The 18,457-nt window shown below is 30.5% G+C and carries 24 protein-coding genes; 2 read left to right on the top strand and 22 right to left on the bottom strand.

Going from position 1 to position 18,457, the window contains the following annotated elements; all coding sequences use genetic code 11:
• The first annotated feature begins 34 nt into the window (after nucleotides 1-34).
• Complete coding sequence (locus BM153_RS00950) at nucleotides 35-769, top strand: response regulator (protein ID WP_092869900.1); 735 nt, start codon at nucleotides 35-37, stop codon at nucleotides 767-769.
• Between the two features lie 929 nt (nucleotides 770-1,698).
• Here BM153_RS00950 and BM153_RS00945 read toward each other — a convergent pair.
• Nucleotides 1,699-1,998 carry a hypothetical protein gene (locus BM153_RS00945; RefSeq protein ID WP_092869899.1) on the bottom strand — a complete coding sequence of 100 codons (300 nt, stop codon included), beginning with the start codon at nucleotides 1,996-1,998 and terminating at the stop codon, nucleotides 1,699-1,701.
• A 348-nt stretch (nucleotides 1,999-2,346) separates the two neighbouring features.
• Between BM153_RS00945 and lexA the strand changes: the two genes are divergently transcribed.
• On the top strand, nucleotides 2,347-2,967 hold the full coding sequence (gene lexA / locus BM153_RS00940) for a transcriptional repressor LexA (RefSeq protein WP_092869957.1): 621 nt from the start codon (nucleotides 2,347-2,349) through the stop codon (nucleotides 2,965-2,967).
• Between the two features lie 61 nt (nucleotides 2,968-3,028).
• Here the strand turns inward: lexA and rsfS are convergent, their stop codons facing one another.
• The 21 genes from rsfS to minC form a co-directional block, all read right to left on the bottom strand.
• Complete coding sequence (gene rsfS / locus BM153_RS00935) at nucleotides 3,029-3,391, bottom strand: ribosome silencing factor (protein ID WP_092869898.1); 363 nt, start codon at nucleotides 3,389-3,391, stop codon at nucleotides 3,029-3,031.
• Nucleotides 3,392-3,407: 16 nt separating this feature from the next.
• Nucleotides 3,408-3,980 carry a bis(5'-nucleosyl)-tetraphosphatase (symmetrical) YqeK gene (gene yqeK, locus BM153_RS00930; RefSeq protein ID WP_092869897.1) on the bottom strand — a complete coding sequence of 191 codons (573 nt, stop codon included), beginning with the start codon at nucleotides 3,978-3,980 and terminating at the stop codon, nucleotides 3,408-3,410.
• 2 nt (nucleotides 3,981-3,982) lie between these two features.
• Nucleotides 3,983-4,654 (bottom strand): nicotinate-nucleotide adenylyltransferase, encoded by a 672-nt coding sequence (gene nadD / locus BM153_RS00925; RefSeq protein WP_092869896.1) that lies wholly within the window; start codon nucleotides 4,652-4,654, stop codon nucleotides 3,983-3,985.
• 19 nt (nucleotides 4,655-4,673) lie between these two features.
• Nucleotides 4,674-4,958 (bottom strand): YhbY family RNA-binding protein, encoded by a 285-nt coding sequence (locus tag BM153_RS00920; protein WP_092869895.1) that lies wholly within the window; start codon nucleotides 4,956-4,958, stop codon nucleotides 4,674-4,676.
• Between the two features lie 216 nt (nucleotides 4,959-5,174).
• On the bottom strand, nucleotides 5,175-5,420 hold the full coding sequence (locus BM153_RS00915) for a hypothetical protein (protein ID WP_092869894.1): 246 nt from the start codon (nucleotides 5,418-5,420) through the stop codon (nucleotides 5,175-5,177).
• 141 nt (nucleotides 5,421-5,561) lie between these two features.
• Nucleotides 5,562-6,275, bottom strand: a complete 714-nt coding sequence (locus tag BM153_RS00910) for a LytR/AlgR family response regulator transcription factor (protein WP_092869893.1) — start codon at nucleotides 6,273-6,275, stop codon at nucleotides 5,562-5,564.
• Between the two features lie 36 nt (nucleotides 6,276-6,311).
• The gene (locus BM153_RS00905) at nucleotides 6,312-6,944 is read right to left on the bottom strand and encodes a cytidylate kinase-like family protein (protein WP_092869892.1); all 633 of its coding nucleotides are present in this window, start codon (nucleotides 6,942-6,944) and stop codon (nucleotides 6,312-6,314) included.
• Between the two features lie 114 nt (nucleotides 6,945-7,058).
• Nucleotides 7,059-7,988 (bottom strand): RluA family pseudouridine synthase, encoded by a 930-nt coding sequence (locus BM153_RS00900; protein ID WP_092869891.1) that lies wholly within the window; start codon nucleotides 7,986-7,988, stop codon nucleotides 7,059-7,061.
• A gap of 1 nt (nucleotide 7,989) precedes the next feature.
• Nucleotides 7,990-8,505, bottom strand: coding sequence for a signal peptidase II (gene lspA / locus BM153_RS00895; protein WP_092869890.1), 516 nt, complete (start codon nucleotides 8,503-8,505; stop codon nucleotides 7,990-7,992).
• A gap of 23 nt (nucleotides 8,506-8,528) precedes the next feature.
• Complete coding sequence (aroB, locus tag BM153_RS00890; RefSeq protein WP_092869889.1) at nucleotides 8,529-9,614, bottom strand: 3-dehydroquinate synthase; 1,086 nt, start codon at nucleotides 9,612-9,614, stop codon at nucleotides 8,529-8,531.
• A gap of 14 nt (nucleotides 9,615-9,628) precedes the next feature.
• Nucleotides 9,629-10,444, bottom strand: a complete 816-nt coding sequence (locus tag BM153_RS00885) for a YlmH/Sll1252 family protein (protein WP_092869888.1) — start codon at nucleotides 10,442-10,444, stop codon at nucleotides 9,629-9,631.
• A complete protein-coding gene (locus tag BM153_RS00880; RefSeq protein ID WP_092869887.1) occupies nucleotides 10,437-10,925 on the bottom strand; it encodes a cell division protein SepF in 489 nt (162 codons plus the stop codon). The genes BM153_RS00885 and BM153_RS00880 overlap by 8 nt, the downstream gene beginning before the upstream one ends.
• A 23-nt stretch (nucleotides 10,926-10,948) precedes the next feature.
• Nucleotides 10,949-11,647 (bottom strand): YggS family pyridoxal phosphate-dependent enzyme, encoded by a 699-nt coding sequence (locus BM153_RS00875; protein ID WP_092869886.1) that lies wholly within the window; start codon nucleotides 11,645-11,647, stop codon nucleotides 10,949-10,951.
• Nucleotides 11,648-11,676: 29 nt separating this feature from the next.
• The gene (locus BM153_RS00870) at nucleotides 11,677-13,152 is read right to left on the bottom strand and encodes a biotin/lipoyl attachment domain-containing protein (RefSeq protein WP_092869885.1); all 1,476 of its coding nucleotides are present in this window, start codon (nucleotides 13,150-13,152) and stop codon (nucleotides 11,677-11,679) included.
• Nucleotides 13,153-14,100 (bottom strand): tRNA modification radical SAM protein MnmL/YtqA, encoded by a 948-nt coding sequence (locus BM153_RS00865; protein ID WP_092869884.1) that lies wholly within the window; start codon nucleotides 14,098-14,100, stop codon nucleotides 13,153-13,155. It lies immediately after the preceding gene.
• A gap of 52 nt (nucleotides 14,101-14,152) precedes the next feature.
• The gene (locus BM153_RS00860) at nucleotides 14,153-15,112 is read right to left on the bottom strand and encodes a D-alanyl-D-alanine carboxypeptidase family protein (protein ID WP_092869883.1); all 960 of its coding nucleotides are present in this window, start codon (nucleotides 15,110-15,112) and stop codon (nucleotides 14,153-14,155) included.
• Nucleotides 15,096-15,491 carry a methylglyoxal synthase gene (locus BM153_RS00855; protein WP_092869882.1) on the bottom strand — a complete coding sequence of 132 codons (396 nt, stop codon included), beginning with the start codon at nucleotides 15,489-15,491 and terminating at the stop codon, nucleotides 15,096-15,098. Before BM153_RS00855 ends, BM153_RS00860 begins: the two co-directional genes overlap by 17 nt.
• Nucleotides 15,492-15,526: 35 nt before the next feature.
• Entirely contained in the window at nucleotides 15,527-16,651 is a 1,125-nt protein-coding gene (locus tag BM153_RS00850; RefSeq protein ID WP_092869881.1) for an FtsW/RodA/SpoVE family cell cycle protein, read from the bottom strand.
• A 40-nt stretch (nucleotides 16,652-16,691) separates the two neighbouring features.
• On the bottom strand, nucleotides 16,692-16,973 hold the full coding sequence (gene minE, locus BM153_RS00845; protein ID WP_092869880.1) for a cell division topological specificity factor MinE: 282 nt from the start codon (nucleotides 16,971-16,973) through the stop codon (nucleotides 16,692-16,694).
• A 17-nt stretch (nucleotides 16,974-16,990) separates the two neighbouring features.
• Complete coding sequence (gene minD / locus BM153_RS00840) at nucleotides 16,991-17,782, bottom strand: septum site-determining protein MinD (RefSeq protein ID WP_092869879.1); 792 nt, start codon at nucleotides 17,780-17,782, stop codon at nucleotides 16,991-16,993.
• 27 nt (nucleotides 17,783-17,809) lie between these two features.
• Nucleotides 17,810-18,454 (bottom strand): septum site-determining protein MinC, encoded by a 645-nt coding sequence (gene minC, locus BM153_RS00835; RefSeq protein ID WP_177205521.1) that lies wholly within the window; start codon nucleotides 18,452-18,454, stop codon nucleotides 17,810-17,812.
• Nucleotides 18,455-18,457: the final 3 nt, after the last annotated feature.

The raw sequence follows: 18,457 nt of genomic DNA, 5'->3' as shown, positions 1-18,457 counted from the left end.
TGATTTTTGTATATAGCTAAAAAGGAGAAAAATAATGAATAATATTATTTTAATTATAGGAAAATCCGCAAGTGTAACCAAAAAACTTCATTTGGAGCTTGAAGAAAAATATGATGTTTTATCAATTCACATAGATGGCTTAATTAAAGATGAAGACTTTAGAAATTATGTTCCTGATATTATCTTTGTTACGGATGAACTTGACGAAGAAGAATTAAATAAAAGCTTTAGAGCTGTAAAATGGAACCCATTACTGGCCAACGTACCCCTTATAATGTACACCGTAACTAATAAAAAAGAATTTGTACTAAATTCCCTTACAAAACTTTGTAATGATTTCTTGCCTAGTTCAGCTACTATTGAAGAAAAATATGACTTTATTGAGAATTATACAAGTAAAAAAAGAATTCTCATTGCAGATGATGATTTAATAACATTAGACATTATTCAAATGCATTTAAAAACAAAATATAAAACATCAGCAGTATCATCCGGACAACAGGTTTTAAGTTATCTTGTTTATCATACACCTGATTTGATTATTTTAGACTACGGTATGCCTAGAATGAATGGACTTGACACTCTTATACTTATCAGAAGTAAAGCAAAATTTAAAAATATACCTGTTATTATGATGACTGGGTCTTCAAAAAAAAATACCCTGGTAGAAATAATGAATAATAATGCTTCAGATTATCTAATAAAACCCATCCAGAAAAACGAGCTTTTAGAAGCAGTTGAAAATCTTATTGGGAAAAACAACATATAATGCAAAAAATCAAGCAGAAATATAGCCCTCAAATCTTCTTTCTTTACAAAAAATCCGAGGACTATTATTTCATAAAATATTCAATTATAACTATTCTCATATATTACGTTTCTGGCGGTCTATACCTTCCTTTCTGTAAATTTCATCAAAATAACATCTATACTAACGAACCTAAACGGTGTAAAGTTGGAAAATTTATAAATCTATATGATTAATCTTATCAAATCAATCCTCATATGCTAATAAACTACAAACTACCTATCCTCTTCTATACACTTATAAAGATAAAATCACATCTCACGAACTATTATCTTATATTATCTTTACTCATTCCCTTTCTACAATCCACTATTTCTTTAATTCTTCGCCTATCGTCTCGTCTATGAAAAGGTAGCTGCTTTTATCACCATATCTTCAAAACTCATGACTACAACTTTAAAATCTATTAGTACAAAATATTATATACGAACCTTACTTTCAAATCCTACTCTCGATTTACAAAACAATCACTAATAATAAAATATAAATCTTTTAAAATTCATCCGGTAAAAGTAATAAAGTAAAATTCGTTAACTATCTTCCCATTGGAATCACCCTTTCTTTAATTAAATGTCTGCTAAAAATCATTTGCTTTATTTATGTGCTTATTATACTGCCATAAAAAAAGGTTGTCAAGTGTTTTTTCAGTTTTTTTAAAATAAATATTATTGTTTTTCTACTATCGTCCGATATACATTTCATTGTCTGAATATTCATATATTTTTAAAGACTTGAATTTAAAGGTTTTTAGCGAATCACTGTTAAAAATTTAATGCAAAAGTATGATATAAAATTTTATTTACAAATATTGATAAACAATTTTCTTGATGTATATTCCCTGGATTATAATATATTATTATTAATGTTTTTTTAACTCAGTATGTTTAGAGCTAATTATTATATACAGGAATCGTCAAATAACATCCTATATATAAAACATCTGTACTTAAATGATTTATAGTAGATACTTCTTCTATATATGCCTCATAATTCCCATCCGGAGCATATTGACACGCTATACTCCAAAGGCTGTCATTGTTATGGATCTGAATCGTTTTATAATATTTGACAGCTTGTCCCTGTAAATTACCATCTTTAAATTTACTATTGCAAAAGAAAAGCAGGATTATACAGCAGCATATAAGACAGATTGTAACATAAATAGTTCTTTTTAATTTTATTTCTTTCATAATTTTGTACTTCCCTTCTGTTAATTTTGATGTGAATTAAAAGTTTACTTCCTTTAATACTATTACTAAACACACATTCCGAACATGTTTTCCGATGATATGTTCTATTTTATTAGATAAACATTTGTTTGTCAATCATTTTCAGAACAAATTTTTGCGAATATCAGTTTGTAATTTAAAAATATATATGTTATACTTTACTTGTTTATAGATGTGATAATACTCGTAATACTACAAAATAGGGTCACACTCCCGGATGTCAGAATGGCGAATAGAAGTAAAATCGTCATTTTCCAGAATATTTATGAAAAAATGAAAGGAAAAGCTATATTATTAGCAGGTAATAATATGTCATACGGAAAAATATCAACTAAACAATCCGAGATTTTAGAATTTATGAAAAATGAAATATTAAACAAAGGATATCCGCCTTCAGTCAGGGAAATATGTGAAGCAGTTAATTTAAAGTCAACTTCATCTGTACATGCACATTTAGAATCCCTTGAAAAAAATGGTTATATCCGTAAAGATCCAAGTAAACCAAGGGCTATAGAAATTATAGATGATAACTTTAATGTTGTAAGAAGAGAAGTTGTTAATATTCCTGTGGTAGGTACTGTTGCAGCAGGCGAGCCTATTCTTGCAGTACAAAATATTGACAGTTATTTTCCATTTCCTGCTGAATATATCCCTAAGAACCACTGTTTTATGCTCAAAGTAAAGGGAAACAGCATGATTAATGCCGGTATTTTTGATGGGGATTTCGTTATGGTTAAACATCAGGAAAATGCCGATAATGGCGATATAGTTGCAGCTCTTATTGACGATAGTGCTACAATTAAGACTTTTTATAAAGAAAAAACTCATTTTCGCTTACAACCGGAAAATCCTGAATTAGAACCAATCATTGTTGATGATGTTAAAATTTTGGGAAAAGTATTTGGTGTCTTTAGAATAATGGACAAATAGAAAATTAAAACTGCACTTTTTATCCTAAGGATTTAAAGTGCAGTTTTTCTAATTATTATATTTAATTTGAAGTTTCTAATAAAGATTCTATATCTATATCTTTTCCATCCTGCCAAATATGTTCAAGTCCGTAAAATTCTCTTGTTTCAGGCAGGAATACATTTATTATTACATCATGGCAATCAATCAGTACCCAATCAGAATTTAAACCTTCTATTTGTTTAATAGGTATTTTATTTTTGGATAATTGCTCTTCCACTATGTCTGTTAATGCATTCACCTGACGAATATTATCTGCATTTGTAATAATGAAATAATCTGCAATTATACTTATATCTGATATGTCCAGGACTTTTATGTCTACGGCTTTTTTTTCATCTAATGCTTTTACTGCAATTTTGACTATTTCTAATGAATCTGTCATTCTAATCCTCCTGATTTTATTTCATTTTATAAAAATCATATGTTTTTTGTGTTTCTATGTCTATAATACAGCCCATTGACTTTAAATATTCTAATGAATTTTCAAGAATCATTACCAATGTCTTGTCCAAATCAATAAATGCCATTTTTCTTATATCTGGAAGGCAGCTTATTTCTCTTCTAGTTGGCTCGATAAAATCCGCAATATATATTATCTTATCTAATAAAGACATATTCGGCTTTCCAGTAGTATGACATCTTATGGCAGATAAAATCTCATCATCATCCACATTATATTCTTTAACAGCCACTATAGCACCGGCTTTTGCATGTAATAAAGAAGGATTTTGATATTCCGCTTCTGAAATATCTACATTTTCATTTTTACACAATTCTATCCTTTCTTCATGACTTAAGCACTTAGCACAGTCATGTAGCAAACCTGCTAACCTGGCTTTCTTTATGTCATAATCATACCTCATGGCAAGACAGGCAGATGTATATGCAACACCTAAAGTGTGATTGTATCTGTTTTCATCCAGATTATCATTTAATTTCTTTTCTATGTTGGAAAAATCAATAGCTGACATTTTTATCCTCTATACTCTATTTCATAAGAATTTGGTTCTAATGTATTTAAATCAATGTTTTCATACAAATGTTGTTTTTTTATATATTCTTCTACATCTTCATTTACCAGATATTTAATGCTTCTATTTAATCCAACTCTCATTCTGATCAGTTTTGATGATACATCAAATCCGGGAAGAGTCAATCTATGAACATCTGCATTAAACTTTTCTTTTAAATATTTAATTCTTTCATCTACTGCTCTAAGTTTTAGCTCTTCCCTGCAGGAAACAAGAATTGTACAGCATTTACATATAATGTCAGGTCTATGCCATTTATCAAAGGTAAATAACGAATCTGCCCCTAAAATGAAATAGTATCTGACATTTGGATGTTCTTTTGTCATTCTTTCCATAGTGTCAGATGTATATGTAGTGCCTTCTCTGTCAATTTCTTCATAAGAAAGCTCAAATTCTTTTCTGTTTTTTATTGATAATGAAACCATATTGGCTCTGTCTTTAGCACTGATATATCCAATATTTTTTTTGTGTGGTGGATTACCTGATGGTAAAAATATCACCTTATCTAAATGAAATTGATCATATGCATTTTCTGCAATCAGCATATGACCAAGATGAATTGGATTAAATGTTCCACCAAGAATACCTATTTTCTCCTCTACTTCCCCATTCATATTAACTTCTCACTTTTCTTTATATTATTATTTTGTTGTTTGTTTTAGATACTCTAAAGAAAACTAACTTTCTTCCTAATGATGAAACTATTTCTGAGTTTGTTCTTTCAGCAATAGTCTGAGCCATATCCTTTGATTGATATGGACTGTTTTTTTGAAATGTTATTTTAACAAGTTCTCTTTTTTCTAAAACTTCATCCAATGCATTTATAAACTCAGGTGTAACACCTTCTTTACCAACGCTTAAAACTGCTTTTTCATTTGCAGCAAGTTTATTCAAATATGCTCTTTGTTTGCTTGTCATTTTTCCTCCTGAATTATTAAGTGGACATAGAAAATCCACTATCTGCTATTTTGTTCAAAATTTTTTTCTTTGAGATATATTAACATTTAAAATAATTATTGTAAAGTCATATCATTCAGCCTGATATTGACTTTCTTCAACAAAAAGAGACTATACAAAATGTATAGCCCTTTTTAGAAAATATGAAGAAAGAAATGTTAAATATAATAACCTAATTTAAACGGTCTGAGAATTAATAAATTCTGCTAAATCGACCTCTACATCAAGGCTCGCAAGCCTTAACTGACGATCATTCGTAATACCGTATTCTTCTGAAAGAAACTGTGTAATCTTTTCAGAAAGTTCATCGCCGAATGAATTACAAACAGCTTTCAAATTCTTTATTAAATAACCAAATCCATCATTATCTCCTTCATAGGAGCTCTTTATTACTTCGTCAAGTGATTCAGTTGAAATCATCATTCTGTATAACTCCTCCACCATGTTTTTTGTGTCTCATTTAACCTGAATTTATAATATCATATTAAAAAACTAAAATAATTATTATTTCATATTTGACACTTAAAACGTCTCATTTAACATTTGAGTAATAATACAGAAAGACTAGGTAAATATCTGTTTAACTTCTTTCCAGTGAGAGCGGCTTACTGGTATTGAATCCTCAGTATTTGTAATGATTTCAAGATGTTTTATTTCTGAAATATAATTGGTATTTACGATATAGCTTTGATGGCATTGTATAAAAAAAGTCGGTGTCAACATTTCAAGTACCTGGGATATCTTATAGGATGAAATGAAGTCGTCATTTTTTAATACAACCTTAATTCCCCTTCCATAGGTTTCTATATATACAATATCTTTATAATTCACTTTTCTGGTTGATTCTTTTACTTTAAAATAAATATAGTTTTTAGATGTAGTATTCTCACTTATTCTGTCTCTTAAATCATATTCTAAAAGATCATGAAGTTTCTCTTCATTAACAGGTTTTAATAAATACTGTAACGCCCTTACGGAATAACCCTCTAAAGTAAATTCATCTGTACTGCTTACAAAAACTATAGTAAGATCATCATTGAATTTTCTTATAATGTTAGCAGTTTCTACTCCATTATGATCCTCTTTATTCATAATAATATCTAAAAATAATATATCCAATGTAGTCTTACCGGATTTTAAATCAGCAATCATTTCATTACTGCTGGTATAAATAAAAGTCCTATACTCAATATCAAAACTTTTCATGATTTTCATTACTGAAATTTCGAAAGTTTCAGCACAAATTATCTGATCATCACATATTCCTATGTTATACAATATTTATCTTCCTTTCCTTGTTTACAGGTTCGTAAATCATTCGTTTTTATTTTCTTTTACATTCACAAATTCTTTAATAATATCCACACATCCGTCAATACCGGCTATACTGCTGTCAATAGTAAGATGATAATTATTTAAATCACCCCATCTGTTATTTGTATAATAGTTATAATAACTTCTTCTTTCTTTATCAGTTCTCATTACATGTTCAAGTGCTTTCTTTTCACTTAAACCTTCTCTTTCCATAACAACTTTTGTTCTGTACTCAAGATCTGCATGAATAAAAACACTGACAAGATTATCATAACCTTCAAGAACATAATCAGAACATCTTCCAACTATTACGCATGCTCCCTTAGTTGCAATATCTTTAATAGAATCAAACTGAGCAAGAAAAATTTTCTGACCTAAATGCATTTCCCAATTGGAATTAGCACCATACCCAAGATATGAATTGTCCATAACCAAAGAATAGAAAAAACTTGAAGAAGCCCTTTCATCATTTTGCTCGAATAATTCCTGACAAATACCGCTTTCTTTTGAAGCTTTAGCTAATATTTCTTTGTCATAAAAAGGAATACCTAGCTCTTTCGCAAGTTTTTCACCTATAGCATGTCCCTGACTTCCGTACTGCCTGCCTATAGTTATTATAGAATTCATAATCATTCACCCCTGTCGTATAATATTTTATTCTATAATTTGTCTAAAAATTATTAAACAAATACCACTACCTTATTATTATATTACAAGTAAAAAAAATTATCCACGAAACAATAGCATTTATAGGCTTGATTTTTCTAAAATATCTATAAAATATTTAGGTAAAGGTGCTTCAAATTCGACATATTTCCCTGTAGTGGGATGAATAAAGCCTATTATTCTTGCATGAAGACACTGTCCTTTCAGATTTTTAATTTTAGATTTACCGGAACCGTATATATCATCACCTAATAGGGGATGATTAATACTTTTCATATGAACTCTTATCTGGTGAGTTCTTCCTGTTTCCAGCTGAAACTCCAAATGTGCATGATTTTTGTAGTTTTTAATAACTTTATAATGCGTAATAGCCGGTTTTCCGTTTTTTAAATCTATTGCCATTTTTTTTCTATCGTTTTTGTCACGACCAATAGCACCTTCCACCGTTCCAGCTTCATTGTCAAAAACTCCGTGAACAATACCTTCGTATTTTCGTGTTATTGAATGTTTTGCCAACTGTTCTGCAATAAATTTATGAGAGTAGTCATTTTTACATACAATCAACGCTCCCGTAGTATTCATATCAATTCTATGTACGATTCCCGGACGCATAACACCGTTAATACCTGATAGATTTTTACAATGATATAACAATCCGTTAACTAATGTATGGGTATAATGTCCTGCTGCTGGATGAACTACCATTTCTTTTGGTTTGTTGACGATTAAAATATCATCATCTTCATATATTATATCTAAATCTATATTTTCAGCTTCAATGGTGGGCATGGTAATATCCGGCACTTCTACTTGTACTTTATCATTTTCTGAAAGAATACAAGAGTTTTTTATCTTTAATATAGGTTTATCACTTCTAATAACGCTAACATTTCCTGACTTTATGAGCTTTTGTATATAGCTTCTGCTTTTATCTTCCAATAATAATGATAAATAGACATCAAGTCTTTCTCCATCCATTTCATCACTGACTACATAATCATAAATGTTCATTCTAATCTTCCTTTTTTTTAGGCTTCAAAAATGAAAGGTCATTTTCGTCAAATACAAGTAACAAGACTATTATAAGTATCGTTATTGCTAATGTTACATAAATGTCAGCAACATTAAATACAGGAAATCTTATCAGTGAAAAATAAATGAAATCTATTACATAGTTTAGCATTATCCTGTTAACCAGATTTCCTATTGCTCCTGCCATTACAAATATGCATAGATAATTTAATATATTAAAGCGTTGTTCTAATGGAATTTTTACATATATATAAATAATTCCAATAAGAATCAAAATCGAGACAATAACAAAAAACATCTGCTTTCCTGCCATTATTCCAAATGCAGCTCCTGTGTTTTCAAGATAGTACAATTCTAATGCATCTTTAAAAATAATAATGGGTTCCTTACCTTTTAAAAACTTATCTGCAAGATATTTTGTAAAAAAATCTATTGCCAATAAGAAAATAAGTAACAAAAATCCATATATATACTTATTTTTTTTATTTTTATACATTTATTTTCTCCTAATTTAAATATTTATCTAAGAATATTAATTCCATTTTCCATTTCACTATTATTTACGGTATCATCTACATAAGCATCTCCGATTTTTTTTAGAAGTATAAATCTGATTTGACCTGAATCCATTTTTTTGTCATGCTTTGTAGCTTCTATGATATTTTCAACAGATAACTTATCAAATTCAGTCAACATATTAAACTTTTTTTGTACATTTACTATGAGATTAAAATCATTGTCCGAAATAAGATTTCTGCATAAAGACACATAGGATGCTGCTATCATTCCAAGACTAACACATTGTCCATGAAACAGCTTAAAATCCATTAGTTTTTCTATTGCATGACCAATAGTATGACCAAAATTTAAAAGTGCTCTTTCGCCTTTTTCTTTTGGATCCCTTTGTACTACATCTCGTTTTATTTCGCAGCAATGTTTTATCATAGGAATAAGAATATCTTCATTTTTATCATTTATAAGGCTATGATTTTTATCTAGCCAGTCAAAGAATTCCCTGTCTTTAATTAGACCATATTTTAATACCTCTCCCATACCTGAAATATATTGTTCATTTTCAAGAGTATCCAGAGTTTTTATATTTATATAAACTAAAGCCGGTTGATAAAATGCGCCAATCATGTTCTTATATTGTTCAAAATCAACCCCTGTTTTTCCACCGACACTGCTGTCCACCTGAGAAAGAAGTGTTGTAGGAAGCTGAATAAATTTTATCCCTCTAAGATATGTTGCAGCACAAAAGCCTGTTATATCACCAACGACGCCACCACCTAAAGCAGCTAACATATCATTTCTGTCATAACTGTTTTCTATAAGATGTTTGTATATTTTATTTACTGTTTCCAGTGTTTTGTGTTCTTCACCTGCTGTAATTACTATTGATGTAACTGCTTTAAATTTTTTTAAAAGAATTCTTTTAACAACTTCCATGTATATAGGAGCAACATTGGTGTCTGATACAATGCAAATCCTTCTGTTACTTTTGTCATTAAATATGTTCTGATTCTCTAAATCATCATAACTTTTATCAAAAACTATATTGTAAGGTGTAAATTTATTACTATCTACAGTTATATAATCTAACATTTTTCCTTAAACTCCTAAATATATTTTAATAATTTTAAATGATATTTATCCTTAGAATTTTTTTCAAAAGATAATATTATATTAAATTTGCCATAACCTCTGACAGTCATAACACAATTATCAGGTAATATATAGTCATTTTTAGTGACTGTTTCGTCATTTATAAATACCCTCTTTTGGTTAATGATGGAAACAGCTTCTGCTCTGGATACTTTACAAGCAAGGCTAACCAGCTTATCTAATCTAAATGAAGATACAGTAGCATTAATCTCTTTAAATTTAATTTTTTGGCTTATTTCTTTATGATAAGGATATATATTAAAAATACATTCCTCTTTCTTCAATTCGAATAGAATATCCGAGCTTACTATTTTTGAAACGACATTGGTTCTTTTTATTGATTCAATAGAACTTAACACATAGTCCAATACTTTATTGGAACATAAATAATAAGCCTGTTCCTCTTCCACAATAATATCACCAAACATGGAACGGTCGACACCTGTAGAAGTAAGAGCACCCAAATAATCTCTATGACTTAGTTTATCTGAAAATTTATGATTTACAGGCTCAATTTTGACTAAAGAAAAAGGAAAGTCAATATTAACATTACTATCATATAAATAATCCCTGGGAATAATGGCCGCCATTTTCCTTAGTGATAAATCAAAACCTCCCCATAAAATGCATATTACATCACTATTATTAGGGAGATTTTGAAAATATAACTGTTCATTAAGATTTAAAAAATCTGTATATACTACATTATTAACCTTGCCTGCTCTTACTACAAGGTCATTAAAATGATTTATCGTATAATTATTATTCATGATTTATAGGTGGAACAGCTAAGGCTCCGATTAAATCTTCCGGATAATCTCCAGAAATATCAATATTTGAAGGTGTGATTATAAAAATATAATTTGACACTTTTTGAAGGTTTCCTTTTATTGCATAACAAGAACCAGATGTAAAGTCAATGATTCTTTGAGCTATCTCAACATCTAATCCTTCTAAATTCAACACTACAGTTCTGTTAGAAAGTAATGTATCTGTAACCTCATGTGCATCTTCAACTGAAGAAGGTTTTAAAACACAAACTGTCATGTTTGATCTTCTAGGCATTTGTCTGATTTTACTGTTTTTTGATGCCTTGGAGAAATCCTCTATCTGACTGTCTTCTTTTGAGAATGGTTTTTTTCTAGGTTTTTCTTCTTCATATTCTTCAAAGTCATCTTCTTCATAATCATCATCATCATATCCGTCATCTCTTAAACCCATGCCTGTCAGCAATTTATCAAATACACTCATTTTTACACTCCAATCTTTATTTTTTAGGATAAGTTTCCATAATTTCTTTCACCAAAGATGCCTGTACCAACTCTAACCATGGTAGCACCCTCTTCTATAGCAACTTCATAATCATTTGTCATCCCCATTGACAAAATCTGCATGATAACATTATCAATGTTTTTTTCTGCTATGTCAACCGATAATTGTTTTAAAGTGCGAAATATCTCTCTGTTTTCTTCCTGATTTTCTACATAAGGAGCTATAGTCATAAGTCCTTTAATCTGAACATTTTCAAGTCTTGAAACATCTTCTATCAAAGACATCAACTCTTCTGTGTAAATGCCTGCTTTTGTATCTTCTTTTGCAACATTTACCTCAATAAGAACAGGCATTACTTTATTTATTTTTTTGGCTTCTTTGTCTATTTCTTCTGCCAGCTTAAGAGAATCAACTGAATGTATCAGGCTTGCTCTTGGAACTACATATTTTACCTTATTTCTTTGTAATGTTCCTATCATATGCCAATTAATATCTTTTGGAAGCACTTCGTATTTTTCTTTCATTTCCTGTGGCTTGTTTTCACCAAATTCTCTGGTTCCGGCTGAATATGCTTCTTCTATCATCTCTATAGGCTTTGTTTTACTAACAGCAATTAGTGTTACATCTTCAGGTTTTCTTCCACTGCGCTTACAAGCAGCCTCTACCCTGGAAATAACTTCCTTTAAGTTTTCCTTTACCATTTTTCTCTCCTTAAATATATCTTTTTATTTTAATTTATCATTTGATTAGCCTGCATTATTGAGGCATTTAAAGCAATATGATCATATATTGAAAGACCATATGTAGTGCCTGATTCAACTATACTGTAATCATTTGTAGATGAAACTACTTTTATTACCCTGAAATCAGCATACCCCTTATCAACATTATAAACTCCTGGAAGCTGCACAGAACTTGACAAAGTATATTCGTTAATTTCTGAACTGCCATCCCCTGAGCCTTCCTGACCTGAATTTTTTATAAATACAGTACCGGCTTCAAAATCCTGAGCACTAAGATAATAATAACTTTTGCCATCTTTGTCTTCGTCATAATAGTATATATCTGGTGTGATGAATTCCACTGTTTCTTTGTCTTTATTATATGTTTTTAATAAGAAACCTTTTTGTGTTCCATTATCTCCATTTGTATAAAAATCAGCAGGTATTTTATAGAAATCCCCTTTAATAATGGCTGAATTTGGAATTTTCAAGCCCGAAGAAGTAAGTTCAGAAATACTTGATAAGACAAGTTCTATATTCACAAATCTTTCATAGGCATATCTAATGGCTGAATTGGACAACGAAAAAATCATATAGTTTTTGTCACCACTGGTTTTAATAGAATAATTAACCCAGGTAGTAACATTATCCTCAGTAAATCTTATTTGAATAGCTGAATAATCTTTCAATTTTTCAGCCAAGTCTTTTTCAATTTTAATAACAAGATTCCACTTTTCTGAAGTAACAAGTTTATAAACAGGTGAATCTTTCGCAACTTTATCATTTGATTTTAAATTGTTTGGTTTAAGATTGTCTTGATTTAACATATCTTCGTTGAAGGAATCTACTGTTACACCTTCATAACCATCTGTTGACAAAACAATGATCCCACTGTCTGTTGTTCTGGCAATTGAATAATCACCTTCTTTTAAACCATTTGTTTTTATAAGTTCGGTGAGTTTATCTGAATTAATTTCTGACAATATATTTCTTTCAATAGCATTTTTAAAATCATATATCTGGCCAAAATTATCCGGTGAATAATTGTCTTTCAAAGATGCTATATCTGACTCCAAAGACTTAAGTGAATCGTCAGAAAGACTTGTATCTTCTGTAGTTAAAGAAGTCAGTAACTTGGATAGCTCTCCTGTTTTATCAAGAGTATAAACCGGTTCTCCAGCAGCAACTCTCTCACAATCTCTAATACAAAAATCTATCTTTCCCTCATCTAAAGCATTATAAACGGTTTCTTTCCTTATGGCAAAAGCCGAATATTTAGCGTTTCCAGAGATTGTGCTTTTTGTAACTTCATAAACGCTTATATGATTTGTATTAAAATATCTTAATACTCCAAATGAAAGAAAGTATATTACAATTAATGAAAAAAGTACAACTCCCAAATCAATTTTTAAGGGTCTTTTTACATTACTGATTTTTTTTCTATTTTTTCTTTTTTTTCTGATTCTTCTATTATCATCTATCACTTAAAAACCCGCCTTTTTTAAAGCTTTTTCATTTAATATTTCGTAATTACATCCCTGTTTTAGTTGGTTTTCGCACATATAAGAGACAAATTCATCTTTTAGTTTCCACCAACTACTGTTCCAATTAGCAAATACCACATCTCTCTCAGGTGCTCTGGCAAACAGTCTTTCTATGCAAATATTCGGACGCAAACGACTTAAAAACTCTCCCAATCTGTTTATATATTCATCTTTTGAGCATAAATGTATTTTACCATTTTCATATTGTTCACACAATATTGTATTTTTAGCTATGTAAAGAGAATGTAATTTTATGATATCAACAGGTAATGATGATAAAACATTTGCCCCTTCAATTACATCGGTAATATCATCATAGGGAAGATTTAATATCATATGCGTACATATTGTAAAGGGATATTTTTTTATATTTAATACTGCACTAATAAATTCTCCTAATCCATGACCTCTGTTTATTAATTGCAAGGTTTTATAATTAACGCTTTGAAGGCCTAATTCAATGTTTATTTCATACCCCTTATTATGTACTTCCAACAAAAAATCCAGTATTTTCTTACTTATACAATCAGGTCTTGTAGATATGGATATTTCTACTATATCTTCTACTTCCATAGCTTCATTAATATATGTTTTAAATTGTTCAAAAGGCAAGTAAGTATTTGTATAGTTTTGAAAATACGCTATAAATTTTTTGGCTTTATATCTTTTACCTATATAATCTCTGTTTTTTATTAATTGATTTTTTACGCTGATATTCTCTTCCAAAGATTCAAAGCCGGTTCCAACAGGAGCACAAAAAATACATCCCTGACTGTCTTTTCTATTAGGACAGCCTACCGGAAGATTAACAGGCAATTTATAAACTTTTGTATTGTATTTTTCTTTTAAATAGTCTGAATAATGATAATATATTTCTTTTTCGTTCATGATTACTTTCTCATTTGTCCAAAATTAAAAATTAAGGAGTCTAAAAAGACTCCTATTCCAAACTTAATAATTGATTCATCTGTTTATAAAGTGATGCTTTATCTATCGCTTTATAGACTATTGAAATGTATTTATTATCACCTTTTTGAGTAAGAAGAACAAGGCAACTTCCTGCTTCATCTGTTGTTCCGGTCTTTCCTCCTAATACTGTTACTCCTTCAGGTGCTTCCGAATAACCAAGATAATAATAATTTGTAGCAGAAAATGTGATTTTTTCACTAGATGAATCACTATGAATTACTTCAGCAACATATTCTTTTGTAGCTATTATATCCAGAAAATCTTTATTCTTTATAGCTTCATTGAAAATAATATACATATCATAAACCGTAGTATAATGATTATTATCATGTAAGCCATGTGGATTAATAAAATTTGATGAAATAGCACCTAAACCCTTAGCCTCTTTGTTCATTAAAGCGGAAAAATCAGCTATACTTCCTGAAATATGCTCGGCTATGGCAACACCAGCATCGTTTCCTGAGGCAAGTAAAAGTCCGTAAAGGGCATCTTTCAATGTTATTTTGTCTCCCGTGGATAATCCACATAAACTGGCTCCTGCTTCAAGATTCAATGCATTTTCGCTTACTGTAATTTCATCGTCTAACTTACCATATTTTAAAGCTACCAATGCTGTTAATACTTTTGTTGTACTGGCCGGATACAGTTTTTCATATATATTCCTGGCATAAACAGTATTTGTATTTGTAATATCAAATAAGGCTGACGCAGCAGAATAATCAGCATCGACTTCATCAGACAATATATCTTCCTGTCCTGTTACACATAAACCTGTCGAAAGTAAATTTAAATCATTATCCTTTACAATATTTGCAGCATCAGCGGATGTATATGCTTTAACAAGTTTTTTCGATGAACAGCCTGTTATCGAAAAAGCTGATATAATAATAAGCATTATAATACATAAAATCTTTTTATTTATACATTTCACGCCACTCTAAATCTCCTCTATCAAGTGATTTAATCAAAAGCTCAGCAGTAGCAACATTTGTGGCTACCGGAATACTGTGCTTATCACAAAGTTTTAAAATATAATCCAAATCTTTTTCATTTTGTTTTAATGCATCAGGATCCCTCAAAAAAATCACTAAATCCATATGATTACTTGAAATCTCTGCTCCCATTTGCTGTGATCCCCCTAAGGGACCTGCAAGGTATTTATGTACCGTCAGGTTTGTAACCTCTTCAATCAATACTCCTGTTGTGCCTGTGGCAAACAAATCATTTTTTGAAAGTATTCCTCTATAAGCAATGCAGAAATTCTGTATTAATTTCTTTTTTGTATCGTGAGCGAGTAGACCAATATTCACTCTTATCCCTCCTTCAGTATATATTTATAATAAAATTATCGTATTGTTTCATGCCTGGCATAAGTATTTCGTTGCAAACCAACGTTCAAAACCACACCTATAGCCAAAAACAGGGTCATTAACGATGTTAGTCCATAACTTACAAATGGTAACGGTAAACCTGTATTTGGTAAAAGTCTTGTTGCAACACAAATATTAATTCCACCTTGAAATGAAATCCAGCTACCTACTCCACAGCAAATCAGCTTCCCTGAAATATCATTTGCATTTCGTGCTATCCAAAAGCATTCGAAAGCTATGAGAATAAGTAACCCAATTATAACCATACATCCAACAAATCCCAATTCTTCTCCTGCAACAGCAAATATAAAATCTGTCTGGGACTCCGATAAAAAGTTTCCGTTTTTTACTGAAGAAATAAGATTGTTATTTAATCCCTTCCCAAAAAGCATCCCTGAACCTATAGCGGTTATTGAATTTGTCTGTTGATATGACAAATCCGTATATTCTTCAGGTCTTAACCAGGATATTATTCTATTATACTGGTATCCTAAAATAGGTTTAAGGTTACCATTTAGAATATTAATAAAAAAGATGATTCCACCAGGTATCAAAAGAGCAAGAACACCAAGTATAATTTTTATAGATAATCCTGATATAAAATACAATACACAAAACAATAAAGCTACAACAATTGTCGTAGACAAATCAGGCTGTAACAATATCAAAGCTGTAGGTATAGCCATCAAAACAGAAGAAAGAATAATAAATTTTAAGGTATTGACTTCTTCTATATGCTCTTGAAAAAACTTTGCAAAAAACAAAATAATTAATAGCTTAGATAGCTCTGATGGCTGAAATTGGATTCCGGCAATGCTAATCCATCGCTGGGAACCACCTACTGTTCTACCAAGAAAACGTACTGAAATCAACAAAATAATATTGAAAACATAAATTATCCAGGAAAAATTCAATATGTAATTATAGTCAACGACTGATGCAACCACCATAACGAAAAGTCCACCTAAAAGACCAATCATCTGTCGACTCTCAAGGTCTGCCTCGGCACTTCCTACAAGGACAATACCGATGCAAGACAAAACGACTGCAAGTACTACCAAAGAAAAACGATAATACCTGATATTATATCGAATCCGCATAAATCCTCCAAAAAAAATAATTTAAACTCCCTGTTATTTTTTATTTTGTTGAACCATGTTTCATATCTCTGATTGGTATATTTGCATATAAAGCCGGTACAGTTCCATCACTGGTCTCTGACTCTGTCTGAGTAATCTGAATGTCAAGACCATCACTGTCAATATCCATATATTTAGAAATAACAGCTATTATATCGTTTTTTATGGCTTCCATAATCTCTGGAGAGCAGTCAGTTCTATCAGAAACCAACAAAAATTTTAAACGGTTTTTTGCATCCTCTGCTGAACTTTTTTTCTTAAATACTACATCAAACAAACTCATTTTTTTACTCCTTCCTACTAGTTTCTCTTGAACAGACTGCCAATCTTAGCAAAAAAGCCTTTATTAACAGAAAGATCAAGAAAAGGAATTTCTTCTCCAACTATTCTATGACAAATGTTTTCGTAGGCTTTTCCCGGAAGAGTATCATTACCAACAAGTGGTTCACCTTTATTTGTAGATATAACAATATTCTTGTCATCCGGAACAATTCCAATAACATTTATTGCAAGAAGTTCCACAACATCATCAATAGATAACATATTTCCTTCTTCAACCATTTCCATTTTAATTCTGTTTACGATAAGATCAATCTTTTTAATACCATTTGCTTCTAAAAGACCAATAATTCTATCTGCATCTCTAATTGCTGAAACTTCCGGATTTGTAACAATCAATGCTCTTTCGGCACCAGCAATAGCATTTTTAAATCCCTGTTCTATTCCGGCAGGGCAATCTAAAAATATGAAGTCAAAGTCTTTTCTAAGTTCTTCAACAAGAGCATTAATCTGCTCCGGAGAAACTGAAGTCTTATCTCTGGTCTGTGCTGAAGGTAAAAGATATAAATTTTCATTTCTTTTATCTTTAATAAGTGCCTGCTGGAGTCTGCATTGTCCTTCAATAACATCTACAAGATTGTAAACAATGCGATTTTCAAGTCCCATTACAACATCAAGATTTCTAAGTCCTATATCTGTATCAATAAGAACCACTTTATAGCCTAGTTTTGCGAGACCAGTACCAACGTTTGCTGTGGTAGTTGTTTTTCCAACTCCACCTTTTCCGGATGTTACTACAATTACTTCACTCATTTTATTCTTTCCTCCCAAGTTAATATGTTATTTTTTATTCAACATTTCTATGCATATTCTATTATCTTCAACAAAAGCTCTCATTGCCCCGTATTCATTTGAATCCGAGGAATCCGAACTTCTGGCTATAACATTACCAATTTTAATTTGAACCGGTTGCATATTTAATGCAATTACAAATGCTTCTTCATCGCCATTACAACCGGCAAATGCCTTACCTTTTAAAGAGCCAATAACTATTATATTTCCTTTAGCCTCGATTACCGCACCGGGGTTTACATCTCCGATAACCACAAGACTTTTTTCACTGCTGCAAACCTGTCCGGAACGAATCTGTCCGGTAATTATTTCCGCATTTGAATTAATATAATCTTTTCCGGATATTTCCACACTTCTTTTAAAAAGTGCTCTTTTTTCTAGATCATTATCTATAATCGAAACAACATTTATTTTTGTTTTTTCTTTGATTTCAGCTAATATCTCTTCTACCTCTTTAGAAGAAAGTTTTTTACCTTCAAAGCCTAGAGCTAAATCTGCATTTTTAAAAAACTTTTCTGAACTATTGAATTTTTCAATTAATTTTTCTTTAAATTCCTCAAAGGGAAGCGTCTCATCCATAACAACAGAAATTCCATAAGGATTACTTTTAATAATTATTGGATTTTCTGACATTTT

This window comes from Acetitomaculum ruminis DSM 5522, from assembly GCF_900112085.1.
GTDB classification, from domain to species: Bacteria; Bacillota; Clostridia; order Lachnospirales; family Lachnospiraceae; genus Acetitomaculum; species Acetitomaculum ruminis.
The sequence above is the reverse complement of the archived record's forward strand: the minus strand, read 5'-3'. Positions and strand labels throughout refer to the sequence as shown.